At 65.9% G+C, this 12,518-nt stretch carries 13 protein-coding genes; 1 reads left to right on the forward strand and 12 read right to left on the reverse strand.

Going from position 1 to position 12,518, the window contains the following annotated elements; all coding sequences use genetic code 11:
- Positions 1 to 5: 5 nt before the first annotated feature.
- The 3 genes from VN634_04740 to VN634_04750 all read right to left on the reverse strand — a co-directional run bounded on the left by VN634_04740 (position 6) and on the right by VN634_04750 (position 2,197).
- Positions 6 to 788, reverse strand: a complete 783-nt coding sequence (locus tag VN634_04740; GenBank protein ID HXC50169.1) for a sulfite exporter TauE/SafE family protein — start codon at positions 786 to 788, stop codon at positions 6 to 8.
- 7 nt (positions 789 to 795) lie between these two features.
- On the reverse strand, positions 796 to 1,515 hold the full coding sequence (locus VN634_04745) for an alpha/beta hydrolase (GenBank protein ID HXC50170.1): 720 nt from the start codon (positions 1,513 to 1,515) through the stop codon (positions 796 to 798).
- Positions 1,516 to 1,621: 106 nt separating this feature from the next.
- Positions 1,622 to 2,197 carry a 2-hydroxychromene-2-carboxylate isomerase gene (locus tag VN634_04750; protein HXC50171.1) on the reverse strand — a complete coding sequence of 192 codons (576 nt, stop codon included), beginning with the start codon at positions 2,195 to 2,197 and terminating at the stop codon, positions 1,622 to 1,624.
- A 143-nt stretch (positions 2,198 to 2,340) separates the two neighbouring features.
- On the opposite strand from VN634_04750, the gene VN634_04755 reads away from it, so the two are divergent.
- Positions 2,341 to 3,630, forward strand: a complete 1,290-nt coding sequence (locus tag VN634_04755; GenBank protein HXC50172.1) for an endonuclease/exonuclease/phosphatase family protein — start codon at positions 2,341 to 2,343, stop codon at positions 3,628 to 3,630.
- A 190-nt stretch (positions 3,631 to 3,820) separates the two neighbouring features.
- Here the strand turns inward: VN634_04755 and VN634_04760 are convergent, their stop codons facing one another.
- The 9 genes from VN634_04760 to VN634_04800 all read right to left on the reverse strand — a co-directional run bounded on the left by VN634_04760 (position 3,821) and on the right by VN634_04800 (position 12,487).
- Complete coding sequence (locus VN634_04760) at positions 3,821 to 4,216, reverse strand: hypothetical protein (GenBank protein ID HXC50173.1); 396 nt, start codon at positions 4,214 to 4,216, stop codon at positions 3,821 to 3,823.
- 1 nt (position 4,217) lies between these two features.
- Entirely contained in the window at positions 4,218 to 4,664 is a 447-nt protein-coding gene (locus VN634_04765; protein HXC50174.1) for a VOC family protein, read from the reverse strand.
- 3 nt (positions 4,665 to 4,667) lie between these two features.
- Entirely contained in the window at positions 4,668 to 5,138 is a 471-nt protein-coding gene (locus tag VN634_04770; GenBank protein HXC50175.1) for a GFA family protein, read from the reverse strand.
- A gap of 90 nt (positions 5,139 to 5,228) precedes the next feature.
- The gene (locus tag VN634_04775; protein ID HXC50176.1) at positions 5,229 to 5,915 is read right to left on the reverse strand and encodes an outer membrane beta-barrel protein; all 687 of its coding nucleotides are present in this window, start codon (positions 5,913 to 5,915) and stop codon (positions 5,229 to 5,231) included.
- 408 nt (positions 5,916 to 6,323) lie between these two features.
- Positions 6,324 to 6,845 carry a GNAT family N-acetyltransferase gene (locus VN634_04780; GenBank protein HXC50177.1) on the reverse strand — a complete coding sequence of 174 codons (522 nt, stop codon included), beginning with the start codon at positions 6,843 to 6,845 and terminating at the stop codon, positions 6,324 to 6,326.
- Between the two features lie 52 nt (positions 6,846 to 6,897).
- The gene (locus tag VN634_04785) at positions 6,898 to 7,353 is read right to left on the reverse strand and encodes a DUF1772 domain-containing protein (GenBank protein HXC50178.1); all 456 of its coding nucleotides are present in this window, start codon (positions 7,351 to 7,353) and stop codon (positions 6,898 to 6,900) included.
- A 58-nt stretch (positions 7,354 to 7,411) separates the two neighbouring features.
- Positions 7,412 to 10,054 (reverse strand): hypothetical protein, encoded by a 2,643-nt coding sequence (locus VN634_04790; protein HXC50179.1) that lies wholly within the window; start codon positions 10,052 to 10,054, stop codon positions 7,412 to 7,414.
- A 352-nt stretch (positions 10,055 to 10,406) separates the two neighbouring features.
- A complete protein-coding gene (locus tag VN634_04795; GenBank protein HXC50180.1) occupies positions 10,407 to 11,744 on the reverse strand; it encodes an adenylate/guanylate cyclase domain-containing protein in 1,338 nt (445 codons plus the stop codon).
- The gene (locus VN634_04800; GenBank protein ID HXC50181.1) at positions 11,744 to 12,487 is read right to left on the reverse strand and encodes a 3-oxoacyl-ACP reductase family protein; all 744 of its coding nucleotides are present in this window, start codon (positions 12,485 to 12,487) and stop codon (positions 11,744 to 11,746) included. Before VN634_04800 ends, VN634_04795 begins: the two co-directional genes overlap by 1 nt.
- Positions 12,488 to 12,518 lie beyond the last annotated feature (31 nt).

Genomic DNA, 12,518 nt, shown 5'->3' on the forward strand with positions numbered 1-12,518 from the left:
GATGCCTAATGCATCCAGTAGAAGACTGCGAGAACGGCACCGATGGCGACCATCACGCCGCGCAGCGCGCCGGCGTTTACCCTGCCCGCAAGATAGCCGCCGAGCGCGCCGCCGATCAGCGCGCCGACCGCCATCGCGGCCGTGACGATCCAGTCGATGCTGCCCGAGAACACGAAGAACACGGCGGCGGCAACATTGACGACGAGCGCGACGACCTGCTTGAGCGCGTTCAGCCGCGGCAGCGGCTCGTCGAGCACGGTGCCGAGCGCCGCGAGCAGCACCACTCCGAGACCTGCGCCGAAGTAGCCGCCATAGATCGCAGCCGTGCCCACCACGAGCGGTGCCCAGTGCGCATGCCCGTGATTCGTGCCGCGACGCAGCTCGCGCGCCGCAAGCATCGCCCTCACGCGATCCTGCATCGCGAGCAGGATCGACGACGCCAGCAGAAGAACCGGAACGACGTCGCGAAACGTTTTTTCACCGGTGTGAAGCAGCAGCAGGCCTCCGATGAGGCCGCCGATGATTCCTGCGGGAACGAGCATCGCGAGAAGCGGACGCTGTCCGCGCAGCGCCGCGGCTTGCGCAAGCGTGGCGCCGATGTGACCGGGACACAGCGCGACCGTGTTCGTGATGTTTGCGGCCAGCGCGGGCATGCCCGCGGCCATCAGCACGGGGAACGTGATCAGCGTGCCGCCGCCTGCAAGCGCATTGACGGCTCCGGCGGCAACGGCCGCCGCTGCAACCGCCAGCAGCTCGAGTGGCCCGAAGGCGTGCGCGGCAGCAAGCAAAGCCGGCTCAGGAATTGCGGCGCGAGTGACGGGCGAGGCGATCGGCGATGATCCGGTAGACCTCGGGACAGAATCCGAGGCCGATGTGAGTGGTGCGCACCTCGACGTGCTCGATGCCGGGGCTTCTGCGGTCGATGCAGGCTTCCCATGCCACGATGCCGTCGGCCTTCGAGAAGATGGCGGTAACCGGCACGCTTAGCGGCCGGTCGTAGCGCGCGTCGACGAGCCGCTCGAGCTCGTCGAGATCGAAACCGCGGCGGCGATAACGGCCGGCTACGGTCGTGTACTTGGGGCCGCCGACGACCGGGCTTCCGAGCGTGATCACGCTGCGGATGAGGTCGGGCCGCTCGCGCGCGGCCTCGCGGGCGATATATCCGCCGAGGCTCCAGCCAAGCAGATGCACTTCGGCGTCGGCTTCGGGAGCGATCTCGGAGATTCGCGCAAGCACGCGCGGCATCAGGCGCGCGACGTTGCCGGTGTTGCGGCCGAGACCCCAGTGAAAGCTGCGATAGCCGAGCAGGCGAAGAAAGCCCTGCAGGACCGCCGTCGAGGATTCGCTCGCACCGTAACCGGGAAGCACGACGACGTGTGCGCCGCGTCCGCGCGGAAGCGTTGCCAGAAGCGGCGCGCGCAGCAGCAGTCGCGCAGGCTCGACGGCGCCGCGAAGCTCGCCGAGCAGCAGGCGTGCAGGCGGCGGAACGATCGTGCGTACGGTAGGGCCGATCATGCTGCGCAGACCGTACCCGATCGCGCGCGATCGGCCAAGGCAGCCGCATTTCGGTCGGCGCGAAGCGAATCCGGCGATCGCCGATTGCGCCGGATCGCGAACGCTTTCACGCCTTCCATGCGAGCGCGGTTTCGAGGCGGTCGTTGCCCCAGAACAGCTCGCCGCCGACGACGAAACTCGGCGCGCCGAAGATGCCGAGCGCGATCGCTTCGTCGGTATTCGTGCGCAGCTTCGACTTGGCCTCTTCGCTCGAGGCTTCGCGGACGAGCTCGGCCGGCTGGCCGACGGCGGCGAGCACGGAGGCAACCACGGCGGGATCCGAGATCTCTTCGTCCCTGGCGAAGTTGGCCTCGTAGATTCCGCGTACGAACGCAGGCACCCACGGCGCGTCGTCGAAACGTGCGGCGATGCGCGCGGCGACGAGCCCGTTACGCGGAAAGCTCGTCGGATGCCGCAGCGGAATGTTCTGCGCGGCGCAGATGCGCGCGAGGTCGCGCCACATGTATTTCCCCTTGACCGGGTAGATATTGAACGGCGAATCCAGCCACCCCTGAGTCCGGAAGATCGGACCGAGAAGGAACGGTCGCCAGCGCAGCGCGACACCTCGCGCGCGGGCTTCGTCTTCGACGCGCATGGCCGACGGATACGAATAGGTGCTTCCGAACTCGAACCAGAAATCCATCCCGACCGGCTCCTTGTGCCCTTCATTCGACCCTTGTCATGATCGGTCGCCGCTGTCAGCCGGGCGGGTCTGGCCTGCAGGGACAAATCCGGTATGATCGCGATTCCGATTCGAAGAGATCCATGACGACGGAGGTCCGGACGATGCGACGAGGCTTTGCGAACCACACCAGTATGGCGGCAATTCGCGTTTCCGCAGTGATGGCGGGGATTTCGTTCGCGCTGCTGCCGGCGGCGTCGTTCGCGGGAACGTTCTCGGTCATGAGCTACAACGTCCGCGGCCTGCCGCCCCAGGTGATCGAGGACCGCCACACGGAAATCGGCGAGATCGCGCCGCTGCTCGAGGATTACCACACGCCGGCGCCGCCGTACGTCGGCATGGATGCGTTTGTCGGGCTGCAGGAAGTCTTCTACCAGGACTACTACGACACGCTGACCAATCCGCAGACGGTCAGCTACGCATACATCACCGCCAAGGACAACGGCGGCCCGACCAACATCGGCGACGGCCTTACCAATCTTTCGGATTTCCCGATCACCGGCTTCACCAGGACGCAGTGGGACGACTGCTTCGGCACATTCGACAACGGCAGCGATTGCGGAACCAACAAGGGCTTTACGTACTCGAAGGTCTTTCTCGAAGAGAACGTCTCGGTCGACGTGTACACGCTCCATGCGGACGCAGGCCAGGACAGCGGAAGCCGTGAGGCGCGCCGCAAGAACATCCTGCAGCTCGTCGACGCCATCAATGCGAACTCGGCGCCAACGCGGCCGCTGATCGTGCTCGGCGACACCAACAGCCTCTACACGCGGCTCGGCAACGACAACATCCAGGAGCTGCTCAACGGCACCGGCGTCAAGGATGTGTGGGTCGAGCTTCGCCGCAGCGGCATCGTGCCGACCGCCGGTGCGCCGATCGATACCGATTGCCCGACCGACCCGGGCGGCGCCAACTGCGAGCTGGTCGACAAGATCTTCTATCGCGACGGAACGGTGCTCGCGCTCGCGCCGCAGAGCTATGACGCGCTCAAGGAAATGTTCTCGGACGACGACGGCGAGCTCTCGGATCACACGCCGATCACCGTCACGTTCGACTACGCGGTGCTGACGACGACCACGACGACGACCACCACGTCCTCGACCTCGACCTCGACGTCGACATCGACGACAATCCCCGTCGACCGGCCGTGCGGCGATCCGATCGCGCTCGTCGCGAATACAAGGCGGGCCAACCGGGTCATCGCCGGTGGTGTGCGCGCGGTGGTCGCGAGCGACGCGCTGTTCGTGCTCAAGGCGGCGGTGGGAAGCTTGAGTTGTCAGCTTTGCACCTGCGACGTCGACAACAGCACCAAGATCACGGCTACGGATGCGCTGCGCGTGCTGAAGAAGGCGGTCGGGCAGGACATCACGTTGACCTGTCCGCCGTGCATCTAACGTCAGCGCTCGATTGGTGGGCCGGACGTCGATAAGGGCCCATCTGCTTCGTTGGATTCCGGCTTCGTTCGGTCGACGTACGGGAAGTACGACTCCCTCTCTACGCCGGAATCCGCCTCGCATCTGGACCCTTCTCGACGCCCGGCTGGTGGAACGAACACTCCCGTCGCTTGAGTGATTCCTTGGATAGTCAGTCGCGCGTTCGCAGCAGCCATGCTGCGAAGACTGCGGCGATGGCGAGGTCGGGGAGGCCTATCAGAACGGCTGTGCCGGGAAGCGTGCCGGTTGCGGCGGCGAGGATCAGGACGAGTGCGAAGGCGGCTTTGCCGGCGGCGCCGACGGCGAGGAATGTGCGGTCGGCGCGACCTGACACGCCGATCTGCCAGTACGCGATGCCGAACACGAAGATCCAGATCGACAGTACCCAAAGATAGACCGGCGATCCGTCGGGCAGGCCGAACAGGCGGCGCACGTATGGGAACGGCGGCGCGAAGATCAGCGCGCCGAACGCGTTGATCGGGCCGCTTGCGCGCAGCAGCGTGCGCACGAACGGGTCGATGTTGCTGGAGGTGGCGGCGGTCGTCATCTCAAGCCTCGGGCGGTGTCCAGTGGTCGTGGCGTTCGCGGCGTTCGCTGCGATAGTTCGTGACCTCGAGGCGGATACCGTCGGGATCGTCGAAGAACGCGGCGAAGTAATCGTCGGCATACTGCGGATAGAGCTTCGGCTCGGTCACCTCGAGGCCTTCGCGGCGAAGCGCATCGGCCACCGCCCTGACGTCGTCGGCCGTCTCCACGCGGAAACAGAAATGGTGAAGGCCGGACGCATACGGATCGTGCGGCTGCGCGCTGCGGGCAGGTCTCAGCACGAAGCCGAAATGGCGGTTGTAGTACGACGCGTGCGGCTCTCCGCCGATCTCGAATCTGCCGCTGCGAAATCCGAGGATCCGCATCACGACGTCGTAGTAGCGACGCGACACCTCGAGGTCGCGGACGGCGAGATACACATGATCGATGCCGAGGACTTCGACCGTCATGACTTACTTCCTCCAGCCGTGCTGGCGCGCGGCTTCGTCCCAGTTCTGTCCGTCGAATGTCACGATCGGCAGCGACGCGATGTCGAGATCGCGAAGGCAGCGGGCGTTGACGCTCCAGCGCGACGGGTCCATGCGCGGGCGATGGAATGGGTGAATTCCGCAATGCCGACAGAACATGTGCGTCGCAGTGCCGGTGTTGAAGCGGTACGCCGTGATCTCGTCCTCGCCCGACAGGATCGTTACCGCGGCGATCTCGGCGACCGGTACGTAGACCGCGCCTTTCGCCGAGCACATCGAGCAGTTGCAGACGGAAAGACGCGTCGGGCTCGCGTCCACTTCGAAGGTGACGCGGCCGCAGTGACAGGCTCCGTGATAGATCGGCATGGATTCACGGCCTCCTTCCGGGAATGTCGGGCCCACGGCTTCCTGCGTGAGCGTCGGCCTCGCGGCCTCCTGCGTGAACGTCGGCCCCACGGCCTCCTTGGCACGGACGGGCGCGCGACGAAAAAAAAGCCGGCCAGCGCGAACGGCTGGCCGGCTTTTTTGATTCGCAGTTCGCGATGATCAGGGCCGGTAGAGGAACCCGAGACCGACCAGCACCATGTCGTAGCCGTCGACCTGGCCGACGCCGAGCATGTAGCTGACGCCGGTCGTCAGCACGAGCTTGTTGGTCACGTACCCGTCGAGTCCGATGCCGAAGCGCAACGCGGCGCCGTCATCGGTCTTGTTCTTGTTCTCCGCGTTGTTGACGTTGGTTTCCATGCTCAGATAGTTGAGCCCGATCAGCGCGAGCGGCTGGATGCGGCCGGGCAGAAAGTACACTTTCTGATCGATTCCGAGCGCCCATCCGTTGACCTGTCCGACGTCATCGTTGTGCCCATGACCGCCGCTGGCGTTGAACTTCTGGTAGCGCTCGATGTCGAGGTCGCTCGCGGTCCAGCGATTGAACCGGTATCCAAGGTGCGCGTTGTAGCCGCCGCTGTCACGGGCATCGATCTCGTTCTGTCCCTGGCCGGCGGGAGTAGTCGGGGCCGACTTGCCGACGCCATCGAAATTGGCGTGCGCATAGGTCGCGCCGAATCCGAGCATCGGGCCCGAGCGCGCCGGGTCGTTGTTTTCCTCTTCGACCGTCTGCCGCCTGGCCGGCTTCTTTGTGGTCAGCTCGCCCAGATCGTCGTCCTGGGCGTAAACGGCCGGCGCCGCGACGATCATCGCGGCGAACGACAAGACAAGCATGCGTCCGAATTTCATTCGGCTCCTCCTTTGTACCTTTTTCCCAACGTGAGCTTCGCGGTTCTTCGATCTGGTCCCAATCCGGCCGACCGCCTCCACTCCGGCGATCCGCCACCTGCCCGCAAGGTTTTGCCGGGAAAGTCCCGGGATTCCGCGGCCTGCCTGCGCCGCCGGCGCAAGCACGGCTCCATCGCTTTTACCGGATGACCGCCCGGGAGTCACGCCTGACGACCCCCGGAGTCGCACGGAGCCGGACGAATGAGCGATTCGGCACAGGCAGACGATCATACGACCTGGCACGGCCGAAGATCACAGTTCCGGCGCGCGTTCCGCCATTCGACGAGGAAGCGAGCGCGATCCGTGCCGATGAGCAGGCCCGCCGATGCGATGTGGCCCGGTGCATCGGTCAAGGCTGGCAGGCCGCGCCTACTCTCGTTCGTCGAGACGAAGGCCGACGATGACGAGATCGCGCTCGATGCCGTCGAGCTCGGCGACGCGCGCCAGCTCTCCCCAGCGGCGGAATCCGAAGGCTTCGAACAGCGTGAGGCTCGGATCGTTGTGACCGAAGATGAAGCCGAGCAGCGTTTTCAGGCCGAGGGAGGGCGCCCGGTCGATCGCGCGGCCGATGAGTGCCCTTCCGACTCCGCGGCGCTGGTGATCGGGTGCGACGTACACGCTGAGCTCGGCCGTCGCGCGATAGGCGGGCCGGCCGTAGAACGGCTGGAAACTGAGCCAGCCGGCAATCGAAGCGCCGCTCCGCGCAGCGCTTCCTGCGGCTTCGGCGACCCACAGCGGATGGCACTGCGGGTCGTGCTCGCGAAACCACGCGGCGCGGCTCATGGCGGTGATCGGCTCGGTGTCGGCTGTCGCGCGGCGGCCCGGAATCGCCGCGTTGTAGATCTCGACGATGCGCGCGAGATCGCCCGGCGTCGCATCGCGGATGTTCATGGGCGGCTTTGTCCTGCGGATCGGTCCGGGTCGCGCAACGCCCGATCCGCGGTCACGGCGCGAGCGGCCACAGCGAAGCTCCAAGCGCGACGACGCTCAGCACGATTCGCACCTCATGCCACCGGCCCCAGCGCTCGAGGGCGTCCGGCAACTCGGCAGGCGAGATCGACGCGTGGGCGAAGCTTTCGTTGATGGCGCGGAAGATCGCGAAGAACATCACGATCATCAGGGCCATCAGCACGGCCGAGATCGTGGCGCCGACGCGCGCGGGATGATTCGTCCACCAGAGCGTGATCGCCGCGGCAATTGCGACGAGGGCGGTGATCGACGTCAGCGGCCGGAAATAGCCGATGAGCCGCCGGTCGTTGGCGGCGTACCATGAAAAGAACTCGGACGGTGGAAGCGATCGCCAGTACGGAACGTTGAGGAACCCTTCCGTCAGCATCGCCCCGGTGTAGATGCCGAGGCATGCGATCGAAAGAAGCTGCAGGGAAGAGATGTCGGCCAACGCGCCTCCGGATCCGCCGCACCTGGCGTGCGGATCCGGAGGCTATGCGTCGGTTGGATCAGCGGCAAGCGAGGCGATCGGTGTCGCCTTCGCAGTGCGGTGCGGCGCCGCCGGGCCCGTTCCACGCGATGCTCGCGCACTCGTCGGCTGCGCCGAACACGACCATCGCGCCGAGGCCCGACGCCGACGGCAGCGTCGACGGCGGGCCCGACGCGCGAACCTTGATGGCAATGCGACCGTCTTCGACCATCGAGCGATTGCGGATCTTGACCGACGTCACGCCCGAGACCGCACCGAGACTGTTGCGATAGATCCACCCCGAAGCCTTGGTCGTCCAGCCGGCGCCGCCCGGAATGGTCGCATCAAGCAGGCCGTCGATCACGATGTGAGCTCCGCTCGTCGCCGGATCGACGGTCCATGGCGTGTCGAGCAGCGCGTCCGCGTGGAACTTGACCGACATCGGTGCGGCAGCGGCCTTGAGGCTCGCGTTCTCGAGCGCGATTCCGCTGGTGCACGAACCGTCTCCGCCTCCGTCCGGAAGGGTCGTCGTCGTACTGCCGCCGCCTCCTCCTGGAAGCGTCGTCGTCGTGGTGCCGCCGCCGCCTCCACCGGACCACGCCGCGAGCAGGTCGTGCAGCGCCTGTGGTTCGTTGACGGGCGCCGGCGCGCCGGTCTGGCTCTTGGTGTTGATGCCGTGACAGTTCGCGCACACGCGGATCTCGCCCGACTGAAAGCTGAGCCAGTTGCGCTCGCGGACGACCGGAGTGCCGAGGTCGTCGGTGAGCTGCCACGACAGCGCGCGTTTGGCCGGAACGAGCGCGGCCATCGAGCCGTCGGCTGCGATCACGACACCGCCGCTCGGTGCGCCCGGAGCCTGAGAAACCCCAGGCTCATGCATCGGTCTTGCGAGAAGGCGCCGGCCCGCGTTCGGAGTGGCAATCGGCCCGTACCCGCGCAGCGCATCGGCCTGGAAGAACTGCATGTAGGAAATGTCATAGACGGTTCCGGATTTTCCGATCGACTGGACGCCGCCCGGCACCGAGAGGTTGAACGGCTGCTGCACGTCGGCGCGGTCGCGCTGCGTGACGTTGCGGCTGACGACCAGAGCAAGTGAATTGTCGCGCAGGTACTGGCGGAACTCGGCGACGTTGACGCCTTCGGCGGCGAACACGCCGGCTTCGATGGCCGGCAGCACCGAGACGCGCGCGGTTGGAACCGGCCGCGCGACCACTTCGACCGGATCGAGCTCCCACATCGTGCCGGTCCACGAAGCCATCTGGTCGGGCGTCCACCAGCTCAATGTCTTGGTGATGCCGTTGGTCAGCGTGGGGCCGGCAACCATCGTCGCGCCGGACGTCTGCAGCAGTTTGAGCCGGTAGGCGTAGTTCCAGTTCGGCGCCGTGGTGCTGCCGAGGTTGGCTGCAGCACCGGTCGCGTCGGTGTGCACCGCGATGATCTTCCCGTCGGTCATCGGCAGCGGATTGCGGAAATATCCGGTCGCTTGCGGCACGTTCGCGGTCGGGGTGACCGCGATCAGCAGCATCGATTCCGGATTGATCGACGGTGCGCCGGTGATGCGCATCAGCTTGCCGCCGGACGCCGTGCTGAATTCGGGAGCGTTGGTTGCGAGGAAATCGCCGGGCACGTTCGGATCCTCGCGAAGATGGAACAGGCCGCCATCCCCGCCGATCTTCAGCGTGTTCGCGTGCAGGCTGTCGGATGTGTAGTACGTCAGGTTCGGATCGGCCGGAAAGCTGCCTTCGGTGTACGCGCCGCCGAACTCCTGGCGCCCGACATGGTTGAGCGTCTCCTCGGCAGTTCCGTCCTGGTTGATCTCCCACGGAAAGAACTGGTTGAACGTGTGAAGCGAGGTGCTCGACGAGTACGCGGGATCCTGCGTCGAGCGCGGCTCCGGATAGACTTCCGCACCGGCCAGCACCTGCGTCTTGGCCGCGTTGGCGGCTTCGCTCGCATACGTGAACGACTGGTAGGACGCGACGACGCCCGGAGCGTCGCCCTGCTGGTCACGCTGCAGGTGATCCCATTTGGTGAAGATCACGCGGCCGAAGGTGTCGAGCGACAGCGACGTCGATCCGCTCGGCGAGTGCTCGAGCAGCTCGTACGTGCCGGCCTGCTCGTCCAGCGCATAGATGCCGGAGACGATCGGTGACGATTCGTACTCGTCGCGCTGCGGGTAAAGGTGCGCTTCGCCTCCGCGCGGGCGGTCGGACGTGAACAGGATGCGGCCGTCGGTCGCATAGATCGGCGAGACATTGTTGTAGCCCGGCTGTCCGGAAATCTTGCGGATCGAGGCCACCTGCCCGACACCGAGCCCGGTCACTTCGTAGATCTGCCAGCGCGCGGTCGGCGACTGGTACTGCTGCGTCGCTGCGCCGACGATCATCGAGAACAACGCTTTCTGCCCGTTCCAGTGCACGCACGGTTCGCGCACCGCGATCGAGCTCGCGCCCTGCATGCCGGAGTTGCCGTAGCCGGCCTCGGCGGTCAGCGAGCGCAGCGTGCCATCCGGATATCTCAGCATCAGGTCGCCGCCGCGCGGAGCGGCGTCGATCGAAGGCTGATGATTGCCGAACACCGCCGCGACCGAACCGAATCCGGCGGCCGGTGTCTGCGTGACGAAGAGAATCGGATTGGCGGTGACGACCTGTGCACCGGCAGTGGATGCTGTGAAAGCGAGCACTGTGAAAATGCTCGCAACGATCGGGCGTACGAGAAAATCGCGACCGCCGGACAGTCCGGCAGCGCTGCGGAGCATCGAATGAACGCGCATGAAAATGGCCCCCTGCTTTTTTTGATGGCAAACGGACTGCCATCGACCCCGTGGCAAGAAGCGTCATTGTTGCGCTCGGTCTCCGCAACAGCGAGAGGATTCGCCGTGAGAGATGCAGAAACATTCACACGCAATGGTCCTTTGCGTGCAAAATGCTGATTTGAATATCTGTTCAGTGGGTTGCGACCACGAATCTGGACGAGCCGCACGTGGACAACGCGAACATCGGCGCGCCCGTGTCTGACGCGCGAGGTGACGCAGTTCAACTTGTCGAAGGGTCTTCGGCGGCGAACAGCTTCCATTCGCCGGGCACGCCCTTCAGCGCGCGCATGCCACGTTCCTCGAAGCGGATGCCGGAGCCCGCAACGAGATCCTTGACCATCGCCGAGACCAGCACTTCTCCTGCGCCGGCCTCTCCGGTCACGCGTGCAGCAACATGCACGGCGATGCCCCGGATGTCGTTGCCTGCCAGCTCGATCTCACCGGTGTGCAGACCGGCGCGGATCTCGAGCCCGAGGCGGCGGATCGCACTTCGGATTGCACATGCACAGCCGATCGCGCGCGCGGGTCCGTCGAACGTCGCCAGCAGGCCGTCGCCGATGAACTTGATCTCGCGCCCGCGGAATCGCTCGAGATGCCCGCGTACCATGTCGTGATGCTGATCGAGCAGCTCGTGCCAGCGCCTGTCGCCGAGCGAGACGGCACGCCTGGTCGAATCGACGATGTCGGTGAACAGGACGGTGGCGAGCACGCGATCGGTATCGGGCACGGAGCGTACGCCGGTGAGGAACTCCTCGACTTCGCCGAGCATCGCATCGGTGTCGCCGGCATGAAAAAGGTGGTCTTCGCCTGGAATCTCGACAAAGCGTGCGCCGGCGATTGCCTCGGCGAGCTTGCGCCCGCGCTCGACTGCGATGAAACGATTGCCGCTGCGGTGCAGGACGAGCGTCGGAACGCGGATCACCGGAAGGATGCCGACGACGTCGCGCTCGTAGTCGGATTCCACCACCGCGCGAACCATGCGCGGGCCGAACGAGAGACGCTCATACCGCGCATACCACGCACGAAACCCGGGATCGGCGGCCACGCTCGGCGCGAGCAGGTCGAGCGTCGTCGCGGTGCCCCAGTTCCGCTCGAGCTCCGACAGAAAGATCTGGCGTTCTTCGGGTGGCGGAAGACTGCCGTCGTCGAACTGGCGCGCGCACGTGTCGGCCAGCACGAGCGCCGAGACATTGGCCGGATACGTGGCCGCACACAGCATCGCCATCTGGCCGCCCTGCGCATGACCGAACAGCGCGGCGCGCTCGCACTGCGCCGCCTGCATGACAGTGCGCACGTCGTCGCTCCACTCCTCGAGCGACGGCAGCGACGACGATGGCAGTGCGTCGGACACGCCTGTGCCTCTTTTGTCGAAGACGATCAGCCGGCAGAAACTCGCGAGGCGACGCAGAAAGCGCGCGATCGACGGTTCCTCCCACATCACGTCGACGTTGGTCGCCCACCACGGGATGAACACGACGTCGATCGGACCCTCGCCGAGCGTCTGGTACGCGACGCTGCCGCCCGGTCCGCGTGCAAAGCGTGTCTCCGGGCCCGCCATCAGGCCGTGAATCCTCCGTCGATCGTAAGGCTTGCGCCGGTGACGAAGCCCGATTCCGGGCTGCAGAGCCACGCGACCATCGCCGCGACTTCATCGGCCGTGCCGTAGCGGGGCACGGCCATGAAGCCGCGCATCAGCTCGGCGAACGCGCCGTCGGCAGGATTCATGTCGGTGTCGATCGGACCCGGCTGGATGTTGTTGACGGTGATTCCGCGCGCGCCGAGATCGCGTGCGAGACCTTTGACGAGCCCGACGAGCCCCGCCTTGCTCATCGCATAGACCGCGCCGCCGACGAACGGCATCCGATCGGCATTGCAGCTTCCGATGGTCACGATGCGCCCGCCGGTCTTCATGTGCTTGACGGCGGCCTGAGTGGCCACGAATACCGCGCGCAGGTTGATGGCGACGGTCCGGTCGAAGTCGCCGAGATCGAACGCGTCGACCGGGGCCATGGACGCGATGCCGGCGTTGTGGACCAGGATGTCGATTGCGCCGAGCTCTTCTTCGGTGCGTTCGACGGCGCTGACGAGCGCTTCGGCGTCGGAACTGTCGGCATGAATCTCGATCGCGTGGGAGCCGAGCGATCGCGCCGCCTTTACAGTCACGTCGGCCTGGTCGGGATTGCTGACGTATGTGAAAGCCACGTCGGCGCCTTCCGCTGCAAGGCGGCGCACGATCGCCGCTCCGATTCCGCGGCTGCCACCCGTCACGAGCGCGCGTTTGCCGACCAGTCGACGTTCCATGGGGTACTCCTTCGGTTGCTCCGCGTTCCTG

This window comes from Candidatus Limnocylindrales bacterium (assembly GCA_035571835.1).
Classification (GTDB): Bacteria; Desulfobacterota; Binatia; order UBA1149; family CAITLU01; genus DATNBU01.